Here is a 17,534-nt window from a genome sequence, read left to right on the forward strand (position 1 = left end):
AATCTGAAAAGCGAAAGCGGAATTAAGGTTTTACCTGATATTAATTCAATCATTCAGAAAAGAATTCGATCTCAGGTTCTTATCCTTCCAGTACTTCGATCACTCCTAAAGCTGCGCGCTCACCACTAAGCATAGCTGCATTCTGGGAACCATTTAGTAGTTGATCTCCGGCAAGGAAAACCTGTGTACTCAAACGGGCCTCCGTAGATTGCAGTTCATACTGAATATCTTTCAAGTCTGGAAGCGCCTTTGGAATATAGAACTGTTTTAAAAATTTGATCGTTTTAATGCCAAATTCAAACTTTAGTTCTTCTGAAACTTTATCCACCAATTCTTCTTCGCTGTATTCTACATCACGTACAATTGTTGCCGATAACAGCTTTCCTTCTGAAGCATTGTTGTTTGAAATTGAAGAATGGTAAAAGATATTATTGACCAGTTTCTCCTTATCAGATTGTAAACCTATGATCGCATCCCCAATGACATCCTCTTCCACGGTAAAATATAGACATCGACACGATTTCCAGTCCTGCTTTTGCCCCCGAAGATTCGCTACCATAGAACTTGCTTCCGTAGCAATAATGGTAAAATGAGATTTCACCTGCTCACCATTTTCCAGCGTCAGCACATCATCAGTTACCTGATTGATCCTGGAATTAAAATTCACTTTAGTAGTCTTCAGCCTTTTATAAAGTTGCATCGGGATCGCATTAATTCCATCTTTCGGGATCACCGCGTCTCCTTCCCCAAACATTTTATAGACGAACTCAAACATTCTGCTGGAAGTTTTCAAGTCTGGCTCGAGAAAGATTCCGGAGAAAAAAGGTCTGAAGAAATTACTGATCATTTTTTCTGAAAACCCTTTATGCTGAAGATATTCCAGCGTAGTGGTTTCTTCTTTACTGAAAATTTCCTGAAGGCCTAGTTTCTTAAGTTCAAGGTTAAGTTTAAGCACTTTGAATTTATCTGAAATGGAACCGATACTAGAGAAAATCGTTGGAATTAATGCCGAAATATCTCTGGTAGGATCTCCAATTCTGGTACTTTCACGCTTATTATAAATCACTGCGCCGGGCTTCAGCTTTTGAAGCTGCAAAGCTTCCAGATCAAGATATTGCTGAATTTTTGGATACTGACTCAACATTACCTGAAAACCTCTGTCCAGATTGTAACCTTCCACTTCAAATGTTCGCAACCTTCCTCCTACGTAACTTTCGGCTTCAAAAATCGTTGGTTGATACCCATGATCTTCAAGCACCCTGGCTGCAACGAGTCCGCTTAAACCAGCTCCAATAATATTAATACTGTAATCTTCTTTTTCCATAACAACCCAAATGTAAAACTAAAAAGCAGCAGAAGGTTCTATAGAATTGTTAACATTCTCAAGATTACTACTTTAATATTCATGGTCGCCAGCAGATCTTTATTGTCAAAATTGTTGGTAAAAACCTGCTATTTTAAATGTTTCCGGTTTTCCTGAAACTCAAATTTCCCTATCTTGATTTCGTGAATTTCTTACCTGAAATTCAACGACTCCTCACTTGCGACGACAAGATCTGTCACAGGTGCAGCTTACATTAGCATTATAAAATTTTTGCATGAAAATAGTTCATACTGCCGACTGGCATATTGGAAAGAAATTACTTAAACATGATCTTAGTGAAGACTTCGATCTATTTATCAACTGGCTTACAGAATTTATAGAAGTTGAAAAGGTAGACCTGCTCTTGATATCCGGGGATATTTTTGACCTGGCGAACCCGTCTTCTGAAGCTCGCAGACAATACTATCGCGCACTCATTCGCTTACAAAAACTTAATTGCAAGATTATTGCCACCGGTGGGAATCACGATTCTCCGGCAATGCTGGACGCTCCACAGGAAATTATGCGAGCCTTAGATCTTAGTGTTATTGGAGGTCTCCCGCAAGATCTGGATGAAGTCATCATTCCGGTAAAAAATAGTAATGGGGAAATAGAACTGGTGGTCGCTGCGATTCCCTACTTACGCGATGCCGATCTTAGAAGTGGTGAACAGGCTTCTAATCATGAAGATAGGATTGAAGCTATAAGATTGGGAATTGAAAGAGTATTTAATGAAGCTGCAGCACTTTGCCAGCAAGAATACCCGGGAATCCCTGCTATCGCCATGGGACACTTATATACAGCAGGAATCGAATCTTCAGAAAGTGAACGAGACATACAAATTGGAAATCTTGCTGCTTTCCGGGCGTCACAATTCGGAAGTTATTATGAGTATCTCGCATTGGGACATATTCACAAACCTCAAAGAGTATCTGCAGAAAAACCTGTTTTCTACAGTGGTTCTCCATTTCCGCTTAGTTTTAGTGAAAGATCTGATGAAAAAAGAATTCTGTTACTGGATACCGATACCAATTATGAACCAGAAAGCATTACGATTCCGAGTTTCAGAAAGCTTATTAAGTTGAGTGGAAATCTTAGCGAACTGGAATTAAAACTTAATTCACTGGAGGATAACTCCAGTTTAAAATCTTTAATAGAAGTAGACTTGGTTGAAGAACAGTATGACGCACAAAAAGTCTATGCGCTGGACCAGTTAGTAGATCAATTTAAAACCGATGGATTTGAGATCGTAAAACAGCGTGTTCAGTTTAAAAATCAGATTGAAGGTAGTTCCCAGTTGTATGACCAGGACCAGCAATTGGAAGACCTAAAGCCTAAAGATGTTTTTGCTGAATTAATAGCCACTCACCAATACTCTAAAGATGATCAAAATGAGATGATGGCTGCTTTTGATGAAATACTGGAAGATGTTCAATCTGGAAACAACGTCATTTAAATGAAGATCCTAAAAATAGAATTCGAGAATATTAATTCCCTCAAGGGATACCATAGTATCGATTTTACCAAAGAACCTTTTACCACCAATTCGCTTTTTGCCATCACCGGTCCTACTGGTAGCGGGAAAAGCAGTATTCTCGATGTGATCTCTCTGGCATTGTTTAATCATGTGCCCAGATTGGGAAAGATCACCAAGAACGAGATCGCTACCAAAGGAGCAATCCTTACCCGGAATCAGAAAAACGCGATGGCTCGCATTACCTATAGCTGTAATTCCGGGATCTATAGTTCCCAATGGACGATAGAGATCAACCGAAACAACAATCTAAATGATTATGAAATGGAACTTCATGATCATCAGTCCGGCAAATTAATTGACTTAAAAAAGTCGCTAATTCCAGGTAAGAATGAAGAATTGATCGGACTCAATTATGATCAGTTCATAAAAGCTGTGTTGTTGGCGCAGGGTGAATTTGCCCAATTCCTGAGAGCAAAAAAAGATGAACGAGGTGAATTACTGGAGAAGATCACTGGAACCGGCATCTATCGACAACTTGGAATTAGAGCATTTGAAAAAAATAAGGAAGCCAGCCAGGAGATCATTCAGCAGCAGAACGAGATAAGAATCATAGATCAAAATTTGCTTAGCGATGAAGTGTTTGCCGAGAAAAAGCAAGATCTAAAGGAAAAATCACAGACCTGTGAAAACTGGAGATCTGAAATAGAAAGTTTAAAAAAAGCTATTGAGCTGAAAAAATCTGTCTCAGACCTGGAATCGCAACTTTCTAATTTAAAATCTTCGGAAGCAAAAGCTAAATCTCAACTGGAAGATTTCGAAAATGAACAGGGAAAACTTTTAAAATTGCATGAGAAGATCGAACCGAAAGCTGAAGGATTTCGGGAATGGTCTCAAAACATAGCTAGAATAAAGGAACTGGAAGCTGAAAGGTCCAGACTCTCTAATAAGCTCATTTCTACAAAAAAACATATCGATGAGCTCTTGGAAAACGCTTCAGCGCTTACAAGATTAAAACTTTCAGAAGAAAATCTGGAAAAAGGCATATTCGATTTTAGACAACGAGTGCTAGATCTACAGCAAAAAAGAGCAGATAAACTTTCTCTTTACACTACCAGAAAGGAACAGTTGAAGACAGAATTACGAGATACGGAAATTTCAGTGAGTGATGATCCTGCTGAGTTAAAATCGAATCTCAAGACTGCTTTTAGTACTATTTCTTCGGATTTAGACAAGCTACTTCAGAAACATCAAATTGCGAGAATCGAAGATATTTCAGAAGAAAAGGAAAAACTACGAGTATTTCAGAAGCGATCGCGGGATGCTTACCGTTATTTCATAGAGCTTCAGGATAGCAGAAAGGAGTCTGCCGCAATAATGGAGCAACTGAAAATTCTGGAACCTGAACTTAAATCTGCACCTGAAAAGATCGACAAACTATCAAAAGACACTGCTTTATTAAAGTCCGATCTGGCAAACAAGCAGCTTAGCCTTGAAAATTTGAAGTTACGTGCGAGCCTGGAGGAACACAGAAAGAATCTTGTGGATGGAAAACCATGCCCTCTCTGTGGAGCAACAAATCATCCTCTTGCAGAAGAAAATGCAGGTAGTGCTTCAGTTCTGGAAACTGAAATTGCCAGCCTGACAAAGAATTACGAGAGTTCCCGCGAATTACTAACCCGTGAAGAGTCTAAACTGGAAAATATCAGGAAAAATTTCAGAGAGTATTCTGAAAAGTTGAAAGCACTTCAGCAACTGGAGAAAGAGCAAATTCAGCGTTTAAGTACTAATTATGAAGAATTCAGCAATTTAAAGACCAATGAAGAATTTCAGGAATACGAGAACAGCCTGGAAGAGAAAGCTCAGGATCTGGCGAACATGGAAAGGTCTTCGCGTCTTAGCAATTCTTACAAGAATGCGCTGCCTATCGTGGATGAAATTCAGGAAATTATCGATGCGGGTAAAAACCTGAAATTACAGATCGATGGCCTTTATTCAGGATCGAATATTCAAAATGATGTACAGCAACTGCATACAAACTGGATCAGACTGCTTCAGGAAAGAAATAGCCTTACAGAGCAACTGAAAACTATTACTTCTCAACATTCCAGAAACATAGAAAACCAGGAGAAAGTAGAAAGCGAACTTAAAAGCTTCTGCTTGGAAAATGATTTTGAAAGTATAGAAGCTGCCAGGAAATTTTTGTTAACCGAATCTGAAGCCAGCAACTATAGAAAAGAAAAACAGCAGATCACCGATCGATTGACCAGTGTTAATGCTTCTGCTAAAACACTATTGGAACAGCTATCAAAATTGAAAAAGATCGAACCTGAACAAGAGCGTTCGATACTCGAAAAACAGCTGGAAGACAAGACAACTAAACTGGGTAGCATGGATACTGCTTGTAAAGAGATCGATAGAATCTTAAAAAACTACGAAGAGAATATAGATCGTAAAACAAAACTGCAAAAGGAAATCTCAGAAAAGGAAAAACAGAGTAAAAGATGGCGTATTCTTAATGAACTTATAGGAGATTCTAAAGGAAAAAAATTCAACGATTTCGCCCAGGATCTTACTTTATCAAGATTACTAAGTCTTGCCAACGTTCGATTAAAAGATCTCAATGATCGCTATCTTATAGATAAACCGGAAGCACAAGAAGACGACGGACTCGTAGCAATTGATCAGCATATGGGTGGTCAGCGAAGATCTGTCAAAACCCTTTCTGGCGGAGAAACTTTTATACTTAGCCTGAGCATGGCGCTGGCATTGTCTGATCTTGCTTCTAAAAATGTAGAAATTAATAGTCTGTTTATCGATGAAGGTTTTGGAACGCTGGATCCTGAAACACTGGATCAAACCCTGGATACCCTGGAAAGGTTACAGGCCGAAAGTTCTAAGACCATTGGAATTATAAGTCACGTGGATTCACTGAAAGAGAGAATTTCCACGCAAATAAAACTGACAAGAAATGGACAGGGTTATAGTAGCCTGGAAATAAGTTAAAAGAGAAAAGCCGGATTCTCCGGCTTTGTCTTAGGCTAATTCAATGATTAAAAATTAAAAATTGAACCATAGTTTTAAAATTTTATCTCTACATATATACCTCCTTCTTTTTAGTCTCAATATATTTACGACAATTTGTAAGTCAGGGTTTTATGGGAATCGACTCTATTGGTTAAATAATTAACACAAAAGCAACGAATCTCACGATTCCCTCTCATTTCAGCAGAATTTATCACAAAGTGACTGCAATGCTGAATTTCATACCAAGGAGTTTAATTATATTTACTCAAACTGTCCACTACACACATTATTTATGGAAAAGAAGATCCTAGTCCCTACTAATTTCACCAAACACTCATGGAGTGCATTGATCTTTGCCATGAAGCTGTTCAAGAAATTTCCATGTACATTCTATTTAATCAACGTTTATAGCTCTCGCGGTTCATTAAGTGAAGCGATGTCCATCCACAAAGAAGATGATGAGGAAACCAATGCATCTGTTTCTGAAAAAGGACTTGCCAGAATCATGCAGGGCTTGAATTTTAGAAAGGAGAATCAAAAACATAAATTTGAACAGATAAGTTTTGATGGCAGTTTGGTTGAGGGAATACAGGAGCAGGTGAATAAGCTTGGAATAGATATGATCATTGTAGGTTCGCCCGGCGATACTGCAGGAATCAATACTGCAGAGAACAATAAGATCTCCAAGATCACTGAAAAGATCAAAGAATGCCCGGTACTGGTAATCCCGGAGAAATATGAAACAGCGGTAGATCCTAATTTAGAAATCGTGTTTCCAACAAATTTACGCAAGCCCTTTAAGCCAAGCGAACTGGAACATCTCATAGAACTTGCTCAAAATACAGAATGTTCCATAAGAGTACTCTATATCAATACGGAAGGGAAAGCGCTCTCAACTGAACAGGAGAAAAATAAAGAAGACCTGTTGAAGCAACTGGCCAAGGTAAATACCAGTTATCATATGCTTACCAAAACCAGTCCTACAACCGGAGTGCATTTGTTTATTGAAAGCCGGGAAAGTGATTTTCTTGCGCTGTATCAAAGAAAACAAGGATTCTTCGGAAAGATTTTTAATAAAGCAGCTATTGAGGATATCGACTTTGATCCAAAATTACCAGTGCTTATTCTGAAGGAAATACGCTAAGAATTTTATTTATAGCGACCTACATTGGTTTCATATGAAAATGTGGAACCAATTCATTTTTAATGTATTTTGGATCACTAAGATTTCACCTGATTAACCTGGAAAGAGCTCAACCAAATCTGTGGATAATACCAGCAAGAAAAATAATAGAAAAAAGCCGAATTGGATCAAACGCATACTAATAGCATTAGGTCTGCTATTTATTGCGCCAATATTTCTATTTACATTGGGATGGTTTAGTCGGGACCTGTTGATCGATGAGCTTCAAATTTGGTATGAAGCGAATAGTAATGGAACTCTGGAAATTGGAGAAGTAAACGCAAATTTCATCACCGGTTTTCCAAATGTTGGTTTTAGTATAGAAGATGTCAAACAAAGTAGTTTTGATACCATTCTGGATAAGAGAACCATCATTAAGTTAGCTCGAGCAGATGTGAATATTGCCGCAAAAGACCTTATGCGGGGGAATATTCAATTTCGTAATATAAGGATTAGAAATGCGAGTATTCACACCCAAGTTCTTACAGAAAAGAATCTACAGGAATATATAGAACTAAAGCTAAAAAAGCAGCTCGCACAGAACAGCGGATTTGATCTTCCCTCCTGGGTTCATCCTGAAAAAACCAATTTTCAACTGCAGAACGTTCACTTTATAGCTGAAAATAAGATCCTTCATAAGTATTTTGATCTCGTTGCAGAAAACGTCTCCGGCCAGGTTAGATCCGGTGACGAAATCATCAGTGGAAATATTAACTACGAGGTTTTAATCAACGATCTTGGATTCAATACGCAAAAAGGTAGTTTTATCAATGGAGCCCTGGCAACGGGAAGTCCTGAATTTGAACTGAAAAAATCCAGTAATACGCTGAGTATACCAGCTTTTAAACTTCAGCTGGATGATCAAAATTTTGAAGCGGAAGCTCGATTCTTTTTCAATAAACTTACAGAATACGAATTCAGTTTAAAAAATGAACTAACAGATTTCAAGAAGATCCAGCAGTTCCTGGCAGATTCCCTGGCCGCTAAGGTAAAACCATACCAGCTTCAGGATCCCATCGCTACCAATTTGAAACTAAAAGGAAAATTTGCATACGGGAACGTTCCATTCATTCATGTCGACTTCAGCACAAATAATAACAAAATTCAACTATTCGAAGAACTTGAACTGGAAAATGTAGAATCACACGGAACACTCACTAACAATCTAAATTCGGTAGACTCCCTCGCAGAACAACCCGGGAAGCGAGATATTAAGCTTTATTTCAAGGATTTTTCAGCGAACCTGGATGATATACAGGTAAGTGCTAAGGACAGTTATTACCAGTCTACGGCAAACTTAAGAAACCAGGTTAAGGCCAATGTACAGGTCAAGGGTTCTAATGAAACCATGGCCACGGCTCTTGATCATGAGAATTTCAGTTTTAAAGGCGGGCAGTTTTCTCTGGATGCTACAATAGATGGCAATATCGATGATCCATATATGATCCTTAATGCTGCGAATGGCACATTTACGATGGAAAATACTCGGGTGGCATTAAAGGAAAATAATGTTCAGTTACCACTCAAGCGACTTGATCTAAAACTGGATCATAATAATTCCACTCTTCAACAATTACAGATCGACCTGCCCAATGGGGAAAGTTTGAATTTTCAGGGTACTGTAAAGAATGTTTCCGCATTAATGGCTTCGAACCCTTCAGCGCCTGCAGAGGCCAGTCTAATTTTGAACTCCGATGCACTTAATCTTGATGACCTCATCAATACGGCAACTAAATTTACTTCAGAAAATAAAGGTGATCAGGATAATTTAAAGACACTGCACCAAACACTCGCTGCGATCTATAAAAAATTTCGACCCGGCTTTCAGCTCAATATAAATTCTGTGATCTACCATGATAACTTATTTCAGAATTTGAATGCCCGAGTACATTTGAAGAGTTCTGAAGTTATCCAGTTCGATCAACTTCAGTTCGATTACCAGGATGCGGAAACTTTACTTTCAGGAAGTGTTCAAGTTCCAGAAGTCAAAGAGAATAATCGCGAGCCTATATTCATAGATGTAACCGCAGATTCGAAAGGCTCAATTAGAGTTTTTCAGGATCTTTTCAATATCAAATTGGTTTCTTTGCGCAAGGGTGATTTTGCTTTTCAAGGTAAATTTACGGGTAACGTTCAGTATTTCGATCAGTTGTTGAGAAACGCTGAAGGGGATCTCCAGTTATCTGGTACAGAATTTTACTATCCTGAGGCTGAACTGAAATTTGCCATGGACACTTTGCATGTAGGAATTGAGAAAAGCAATATTCAGATCGACCGATTTGCATTGGAAACTATAGGTCATCACCCCATTTATCTACAGAGTAAGATAACAGATTTCGCTTCATTTCTATTGGAGGAGGATACTGATACCGGAAGTATTGCTGTAAAGCTGGATGCAGATTATATCGATGTTGACCAGTGGCTGGAATCCATTGCTGAAATGGAGCGAGACAGTTTGAAGGATATCAACAAGAATACACATGTTTCAAACATATTTCAGGATATCTATAAATTTCATCCAAAGATCCAGATTGAGTTGGACTCAGTAAAATTCAATGATCTTATTTCTGAAAATCTTAAAGCTATCGTGAATTTCGAGAATGACTCAATCCTCAAGCTTGATGACCTCAATCTGAAATTCAAAGAGACGCGCGCTAATATTCAGGGCTCTATCACTGCAAGGGAACCGGTCATTAATACTGAAAATGAAAATCCTTTTGACTTCCAGTTTTCCCTGGCTATGCAGGGGAAATCGAAAAATCTTAACGAGCTTCTTAATACTGTAAACTTTGAACTAAGTTCTGGTGATTTTGAGTTTACGGGAAGTTACCAGGGCCGGGCACAGGATCTTAGTATTCTTAATTCTAATGCTGAAGGAGATCTTAAACTTGGTGCGACACTGGTCAGGATCAATGAAACAGATCTTGAAATTCCTGTAGATAGTTTGCATTTAATCATTAAAAATGATCTCGCAACTCTTGATCGACTCGATGTAGATCTTCCCGGTAAAAGTTCGATCGATATCACAGGTACTATCGATCATTTTTCGAATTTTATTAATGATGAACAGTCGGAACTTGCCCATACTTCTAATTTCATGATTAGATCGCCATACCTGGATAGTAAGGATATTGCTGAATTTATAGGTTCTGATTCCTCAAAGAGAAAAAAGAAGAATAAATCTGAATTTAAGGTCACTAATCTCAAAGAAATTCTAAGAAATATTAATGATTCATACTTTCCAACTGCCATTGTCGCCCTGGACAGTGTTATACTTGAAGGGCTTGGGGTTTCAGACTTTAATGCCAAATTGAGTTTTGATACTGAAGGCAATTTTAAACTGAACAATACAAATTTTAGTTACCACCAGGGATCAATTGATGTTGATCTGTTAGCCAGCGTGGATACTTCGGAAGAGCTTCCAGTACATTTGAAGACAGAGATCAAAGCTATAGATATTCAGAAGCTAATAGCAGATCTTGATTATTTGAATATAGAAGAATTACGTTCTGCCGAAAAAATTGCAGGCACACTTGATCTAAAAATTGATGCCAGAACCAGGTTATTATCCAACGGAAATATAGATATCAACTCACTAAACGGCACCATAGATTTTGATCTGCAAGATCTGGAACTTTACGATTTTAAACCCGTTCTGGAGTCGGTAGTTCTAATGAAAGAAGAACGTTTTGAAAACTTAAGGTTCAGACCAATAACTCAAACTTTCAGAATTGAAAACGGTGTAGTAAAAGTTCCAAGAACGCAAATACAATCTTCAGCTTTGCAATTGTATGCGGAAGGAGAATTCAAGTTGGACGAATATTTTGATATCTGGCTTTCCCTACCCTGGAAAAATTTAAAGTCGAATGACGGAATTCAATTACCTGAAAAGGAAACCTATCAGGAAGCAGGAGCTAAGTTTTACCTTCATCTAATTCAGAATAAAGAAAGCAACGAAGAAAAGGAACGAAAGCTGAGAACACGTTTTCGATTGTGGAATCGCGAATTAAAAAACAATTAGTGATTGAAAGATTATACTTTTCAACTTAGCCTTCCTATTCGCGTCCTATCAATTAGTGTTCTAAGCTTTCTTAATGAGATACCTACTTGCTTTTATACCAGGCAATGATGAATGTTTCAACGATACCTTATTCTTGCAAAGCCAAAAATCTTTATTTACCTTTTACATATTTATAGGTTCTTCCATCTTCAATTTTTCCGCTCCAATTTAAACCGTAACCAAAATCATATATATTACCAGCAGAATCTTTATATGGAATCATATCGTAGGGAACATCCTCTTTTTGTTCCTCTACGGTTTTCATGCTTGCAGGCATCTGCACTGGAAGTAGTCCCGAAGGTTCATGCTTACCAGATATTATATCCAAAACAGCCTGTGTCGATACTCCGAAATTTAGAACGATACCTTCCACCTGCTTTTCAAATTCAGAAAATATCATAGGTTTATCTGCTGTCACAGAGACTATTACTGGCTTGTCGCCCATAATCATTCTAGTATCCTGAATTGTTCTTAGATCCATAATATTAGATGCTGTACTGGTCTTTCCTTTATAAGAACGGTTCTTGACCTCCGGATCTATGACTGGATCTCCAGCTGCAATACTTTGCTCTCGAGCATTGGTAGCGGTATATGTTTCGTACTGCAAGGAAATTGGCACATATCCGTTTCCACCCTGCTTTCTGTCCTCTCTACTGTAGCCTGCTTCCTTCGTCTGCGGACTTCTTACAAAAACTATAGCAAAATCTGCCTCTCTCGCATCATCAGTTAAATTATAGTACTTCTTGACAAGGCTTGTATCAACAGGATATTCAAAACTGGCAGGAGTGGCATTACCAAACCAGCCTGTTTCCAATGGCGTATAAATCTTCGGAATATAAACTGTAGATTTTTCCTTTCTCGGAAGGATCTGATTTTTATTTTTAAGCAAAACAATAGACTTTAACTGTGCATCGTATCCTTGCTTCATAAATTCAGGGCTGCCCACGATAGTTTTTGTTTGCGTCAATTGGACATATGGATTTTCAAACAAACCTACTCTTAATATATTCTTCAGCAAACGAACAGCAGAACGCTCAAATCTTTTGCGCATATAGTCTTCCCCAAATTCTTTGACTCCCATACGATATGCGGCCAATACAGGGGCTTTATCATTATTTCCTCCAAATTGATCAACTCCTGCCTTGATCGCTTTGTAATGCCTTTCTTCAACAGAAAGACCTTCCACGCCCCATGGTTTTCCTGCAAACGTATCTGGCATCGGCCCTTCATCATGGGTAATTCCCCAATCTGTACAAACCACTCCGTCATAGCCATATGTATCGCGTAGCAAGTCTGAAATTAGATATTTACTGAACCCATTTCCAACATTTTCATTGTACACATCGTCTATATCATAGCTAATTGTGTAATAAGGCATGATCGCCGAAGCCTTTCCAGTTCCTCCTTCCAGTTTAAACGCACCTTCCGTGAAGGGTTTAAGATGATCCTGAATATTATTTCCTGGATAAACGGCAAATTTTCCATTGGCCCAGTGCCCATCACGTCCACCTTCCTCGGGACCACCTCCAGGCCAGTGTTTTACCATTGCATTTACACTTTCAAAGCCCCAACCATTACTGATGACAGAAGCTTCACTGGAAGTTTGGAAACCTTCAATATATGCTTTACCCATATCCTTTACCAGCTCCGGAGATTCACTAAAGACATAAGTGGTTCGATACCATCGGGGCTCTGTGCCAAGATCTACTTGAGGCGACAAAGCTGTAGTAATACCCAGTGCCCGGTATTCCTGAGAAGCGATAGTCCCAAATTGTTTTACGATATCTGGATCAAATGTTGCTCCCATCGCCAAACCATCTGGCCATAAAGATATTTGTCCTCCAGCTCCGGCATTGAATTCTGAAGTTACATTAGCCGTATTGCGCGGATCTGAGCTATTATTTACGGGTATTCCAAGTCCAATTCCTTCTACAAGTGCCTGAACATTATTATTCCATTTAGCAGAGACTTCCGGAGATTGTACCGAGGTAATCAAAATATGCCTTAGATTATCCTCCTTTAAAAATTTTAGTTGCTGATCGGAAATATCTGAAGCCTTCATTCCGCTTTCAGAAATTGGTTTTCCATTATAAGTACCGGCTCCAAAACCATAAGGTCTTGCGGGTATACTTTGATGATCACTATAAAGCATAAGACCGGCGATTTGTTCTACAGACATTCTTGAAGCAAGATCTTTCGCTCTTTCATCTACCGAATTTCGCCAATCTTCATAAGGATCTAATTTACCGTTCCTGTTAAGATCCTTAAAAAATTCTCCATTTACTTCAAGAATCTTTATTCCTGAGCTTTGACTATATCCCAGGGTCATTCCATTACTATTTGTTAGTATTTTCACCTCTTGAGCGAGGCTAAGCTGTACTCCTAAAATCAGGTATAAGACGAGAAAAGATCTGTTGAACATTCTATAATTGGTTTATGGTAAATATTACATGCAATATAATAATATCCTATAATTCCATTTTAACTCTCAAACCGGATCTCAAAAAGCTCGAAGTCATATGAAGATAGATGCTTTGATTTGCTATATCCTAAGTTGTGGATTGTATTAAGATATAATCTAAAGCTTAATTTTTAGTACATGCCTGTATACGAAATTGTTCAGGATTCTATATGAAAATACAGTTTAAGACGTAGGAGTCAGAAATTTAAATACCTATTAAGAGAAAGCGCTAAAACATTACCTATCAATTAAATCCCCCCTGAAAGGGGGGAATATTTAACTTATGATTAACCCTGAGTAAAGATGAGTGCGGAGTATCCTGGGATCTCAAAAGTTCCCATGTTCGCTTCTTCTAAATTCTCTGCATGAATTTCCGGGTCATGGACTTTCATTTCTGAAAAATCATCATCATACTCTATAGCCACTGTGTTTAAACGCAGTTTCCAGTTAGATTGTTCCGCTAGACTCAGGTTGTACTCAGTATAATCTGTATTACTGAAGTTTATAACTATTAAAACTTTGGAGTTCTCTTCGCCTCGAAGATATGCCAGAACTTTAGAATCGTTATTTAAGTGTATGATTTCAATAGCTTGTTGTCTTAGACCTTCATAGCCCGCGATTTCACCTGTTCTTATTTTAATAAGGTCACTAACCAATCTGGAAATCCCCTGATGCTTTTCTAATTTCTCCCAGTTAAGTTCTACGGTATCCTGAAAATAAGAATCTTCCATAAATTCCTGACCCTGAAAAAGCATGGGAATTCCTGGAGCAGTAAGCGTAAGTACAATCCCTAGCAGCGCTCGTTTTTTAGCGTAAGTACTTTCGGCATCACCGGGCTGAACCTCTTCAGGCACCCTTGCTTTTCCATTAGCGACTTCATCATGAGATTCAGTATATATGACCCTCTTAAAAGCATCATTGCTTTGCACGAACTGCAATGCACCAGCGATCTTTTCCAGATCCCTGCTATCATCATGCGTATCTGTGAGGACTTCACGAACGGGATGCACGAAATTCATATCCCATTGGGAACCATAACCAATGCCTCCATTTTCAATAGTATCGGTTACCATATCATGACCTTTAAGATCTTCAGCAATAGTAATAATATGAGGATATTTTTCCTGAATTTCAACATTGATTTCACGCATCATTTGGTTTCCTTCTTCAATAGCAGTGTCCTCACCCAGTCCCCCACCTTCAAAACGAATATAAGAGGTTGCATCCATGCGCAATCCATCACAACGATATTTCTCTATCCACATGAGGGCATTGTCTCTTAAATACTGTCTAACCTCTTCCCTACCATAGTCAGGACGGGTGTCACCCCAAGGAGTTTTGCTTCGATGGTCGTTATAGAAATAAATACCACCTTTATCATTCTGCGACCAGCCATCAAACTGCCAGAGATCCATATCTGAAGGGCCAAAATGGTTGTAGACAACATCCATGATCACTCCAATTCCACGTTGGTGAGCAGCTTTTACCAGATTTGCCAGTCCGTTTGGACCACCATAATCCTGTTCTATGGCGAATGGATGCGCCGGGTTGTAACCCCAGGATTCCCCACCAGGGAACTCAGCTACCGGAAGCAGTTCTATACAATTGATCCCCAGATCTTTTAAATAATCCAGCTTCTCAATAACATCTTCAAAGGTCCCTACCATATCTGCCGATTTCCTGTTGAAAGTACCTACGTGCAGTTCATAGATTACTAATTGATTGAAAGAGGGCAACTGGTATTGAGCATCACCAAAATCAAAGTTAAGATCACGAATTACAGAATTACCATCGCTATTAGTGAGTTCAAAAGCATAAGGGTCGTTACGGTAGAAGGCTTCACCATAATTGTGGATGACATATTTGTATTCATCACCTTGCTTTGCTTTATCGGTCGTACCAGCCCAGTAACCGTTTTCTTCATGTACAAGTTCGAGGTCATGGTCGTTCCATTCATTGAAAGTTCCCGTGACGAATATTTTCTCGGCATTTGGTGCCCAAACACGAAAGGTGGTAAGCCCTTCATTTATGATACAGCCCATTCCCGACGAGCGTTTTATGATAGTTTCCATATTAGTTATTGAAAATTAGATCCTTAATTGAAGTTCTTTAAACAAGAGGTAAAAGTAACTTCAGATCTTATTACAAAACGTTAATTATCATTACATTAACTTGTACTTCAGCTAGTGCCCATTCACATTACCTTTTCTACTTCGGAAGAATTTAGCTTCAGAAATAATCCTGGACATGGGAATATCAATTAATTCTGAATATTGCATATCTTAAAAGCTGAAACATTTAAAATTCAGTAGTGATCCAACAGAAAGAACAGTATTATATCCTATCCAAAAAATGGAGCCTGGATCCAAATCAATGGTCGATGCTTATGGATGGCACGGCAGTTTTATTGACCTTGTTTGGCTTTATCATCGCATTCTGGCTCTACAAGGTTCAACGAGCAGATAAGGCCACAGATGCACATCGTTTCTTCAAATCATCCTTACCCGGATTAAAATCTTCTATACATCATGCTAGCGCAGATCTACGGGAGTTTCGAGAATCACTGGATCTGGACAAAGTGGTCGACCCCGTCCTATCAGTTTCCCTGAATGATAAATTCCTGGAGAAAGTGAATCTGGTCGCTTTAAACCGGTATTATGCAAAAAATGAATCGGCGAATCTCGAACATTTCAATCAGCTGCTGGTTGATTCAAATTTCTTTGGAGATTATCGCGACTATATCACTAACCAGATCAAATATTTTAGAACTGTATACCTGGAAAGAGCTGATGATAATTCTGGAAATATCCTAAGGATGAAAGAAAAGATAAGGACAGTGCTGGATAAAGATATTTCCAGATTCGAAGATATACTTGAGAATATTAATCTTCTACTTAAGGATAGTTCAAACTAGCTTCGGGCTGTCAAATCAGAGAATTGTTGCTAAATAATATTTCTGCTGTAAAAAAAATATCTACCGTTTGGCTGATTTAAAATTCAGGTTTGTGAAAATTTATAAATGATTTATGATACTGAAAACTTCAATTTCGGGGGCTTTTGGTAATTTCAATTAAATCAAAAAAATCTCGTTATGAAAAAGATATTAATGGTGGTGACATCTCACAAGGCATTGGAAAATACCGACAGCACCACTGGTTTATGGATTGGAGAATTTACAGATCCATATTATGTTTTTAAAGATGAAGGTTACTCGATAGAGATCGCCAGTCCTATGGGTGGCAAGCCACCTATTGATCCAATGAGCGAGCTAACCGAACATATCACTAGTTCGAATCGAAGATTTCAAGACGACGAAGTGGCTCAAAAAGCATTAAATAATACAAAACTTCTCTCAGAAGTTTCAGCAGAAACTTATGATGCTTTATTCTTTCCTGGCGGGCATGGACCCATGTTCGATCTTGCCTCAAATCATGATAGTGGGAAATTGATCCTGGAGTTTATTGAAAGTAACAAACCGGTAGCTTCAGTTTGTCATGGACCCGCGGCACTAATCAAAGCTGCTGAAATTGAACCTGACTTACTGAAAGGAAAGAGAGTGACCGGCTATTCGAATCTCGAAGAAAAAATGTCTCTTAAAATGGACAATATCCCTTATACACTCGAAAACCGACTAAAAGAACTGGGAGGAGAATATCATACTGCTAGCGCTCCTTTCCTTTCACATGTAGAAGTTGATGGATTATTGATTACCGGACAAAATCCATTGTCTGCAGAACCTACGGCAAAGGCCTTAGTAGATTTCTGGAATAAATGATCTTGAATTATCTAATTTGACCAATATAAAAAGCAAAAACCCTGATTTAGAAATCAGGGTTTTTGCTTTTAAGATGTGTAGATTAAAGCAATACATAATAACTGGATGTTATATCAGAGCATAACCCTTGCATTTGTTAATTTCATTATAAGCTGTATTATTTCAGCGGAACAAATGAGTATTTTTCGGAT

Annotated in this window: 9 protein-coding genes; 6 read left to right on the forward strand and 3 right to left on the reverse strand. The window is 38.4% G+C overall.

What is annotated here, in order from left to right:
• Window positions 1-79 precede the first annotated feature (79 nt).
• Entirely contained in the window at window positions 80-1,324 is a 1,245-nt protein-coding gene (locus tag ACNI3T_RS14470; protein ID WP_418228435.1) for an NAD(P)/FAD-dependent oxidoreductase, read from the reverse strand.
• A 274-nt stretch (window positions 1,325-1,598) separates the two neighbouring features.
• On the opposite strand from ACNI3T_RS14470, the gene ACNI3T_RS14475 reads away from it, so the two are divergent.
• The 4 genes from ACNI3T_RS14475 (at window position 1,599) to ACNI3T_RS14490 (ending at window position 11,068) form a co-directional block, all read left to right on the forward strand.
• Entirely contained in the window at window positions 1,599-2,819 is a 1,221-nt protein-coding gene (locus ACNI3T_RS14475; protein ID WP_418228436.1) for an exonuclease SbcCD subunit D C-terminal domain-containing protein, read from the forward strand.
• A complete protein-coding gene (locus ACNI3T_RS14480; RefSeq protein WP_418228437.1) occupies window positions 2,820-5,843 on the forward strand; it encodes an AAA family ATPase in 3,024 nt (1,007 codons plus the stop codon).
• A 313-nt stretch (window positions 5,844-6,156) separates the two neighbouring features.
• Window positions 6,157-7,008 carry a universal stress protein gene (locus ACNI3T_RS14485; protein WP_418228438.1) on the forward strand — a complete coding sequence of 284 codons (852 nt, stop codon included), beginning with the start codon at window positions 6,157-6,159 and terminating at the stop codon, window positions 7,006-7,008.
• 121 nt (window positions 7,009-7,129) lie between these two features.
• Window positions 7,130-11,068 carry an AsmA family protein gene (locus tag ACNI3T_RS14490; protein WP_418228439.1) on the forward strand — a complete coding sequence of 1,313 codons (3,939 nt, stop codon included), beginning with the start codon at window positions 7,130-7,132 and terminating at the stop codon, window positions 11,066-11,068.
• 151 nt (window positions 11,069-11,219) lie between these two features.
• On the opposite strand, the gene ACNI3T_RS14495 is transcribed toward ACNI3T_RS14490, so the two are convergent.
• Together ACNI3T_RS14495 and ACNI3T_RS14500 are read right to left on the reverse strand one after the other, a co-directional pair.
• Window positions 11,220-13,529 carry a glycoside hydrolase family 3 protein gene (locus tag ACNI3T_RS14495; protein WP_418228440.1) on the reverse strand — a complete coding sequence of 770 codons (2,310 nt, stop codon included), beginning with the start codon at window positions 13,527-13,529 and terminating at the stop codon, window positions 11,220-11,222.
• Window positions 13,530-13,855: 326 nt separating this feature from the next.
• A complete protein-coding gene (locus tag ACNI3T_RS14500; RefSeq protein WP_418228441.1) occupies window positions 13,856-15,640 on the reverse strand; it encodes an alpha-amylase family glycosyl hydrolase in 1,785 nt (594 codons plus the stop codon).
• 239 nt (window positions 15,641-15,879) lie between these two features.
• On the opposite strand from ACNI3T_RS14500, the gene ACNI3T_RS14505 reads away from it, so the two are divergent.
• Entirely contained in the window at window positions 15,880-16,482 is a 603-nt protein-coding gene (locus ACNI3T_RS14505; protein ID WP_418228442.1) for a hypothetical protein, read from the forward strand.
• A gap of 177 nt (window positions 16,483-16,659) precedes the next feature.
• Window positions 16,660-17,343 (forward strand): type 1 glutamine amidotransferase domain-containing protein, encoded by a 684-nt coding sequence (locus tag ACNI3T_RS14510; RefSeq protein WP_418228443.1) that lies wholly within the window; start codon window positions 16,660-16,662, stop codon window positions 17,341-17,343.
• Window positions 17,344-17,534 lie beyond the last annotated feature (191 nt).

The sequence above is a fragment of the Christiangramia qingdaonensis genome (assembly GCF_048381525.1).
Lineage (GTDB): Bacteria > Bacteroidota > Bacteroidia > Flavobacteriales > Flavobacteriaceae > Christiangramia.

Coding starts and splice junctions, on each gene's coding strand:
- ACNI3T_RS14510 (WP_418228443.1), top strand. CDS start 16,660: ATGAAAAAGATATTAATGGTGGTGACATCTCACAAGGCATTGGAAAAT.
- ACNI3T_RS14500 (WP_418228441.1), bottom strand. CDS start 15,640: ATGGAAACTATCATAAAACGCTCGTCGGGAATGGGCTGTATCATAAAT.
- ACNI3T_RS14475 (WP_418228436.1), top strand. CDS start 1,599: ATGAAAATAGTTCATACTGCCGACTGGCATATTGGAAAGAAATTACTT.
- ACNI3T_RS14495 (WP_418228440.1), bottom strand. CDS start 13,529: ATGTTCAACAGATCTTTTCTCGTCTTATACCTGATTTTAGGAGTACAG.
- ACNI3T_RS14470 (WP_418228435.1), bottom strand. CDS start 1,324: ATGGAAAAAGAAGATTACAGTATTAATATTATTGGAGCTGGTTTAAGC.
- ACNI3T_RS14485 (WP_418228438.1), top strand. CDS start 6,157: ATGGAAAAGAAGATCCTAGTCCCTACTAATTTCACCAAACACTCATGG.
- ACNI3T_RS14480 (WP_418228437.1), top strand. CDS start 2,820: ATGAAGATCCTAAAAATAGAATTCGAGAATATTAATTCCCTCAAGGGA.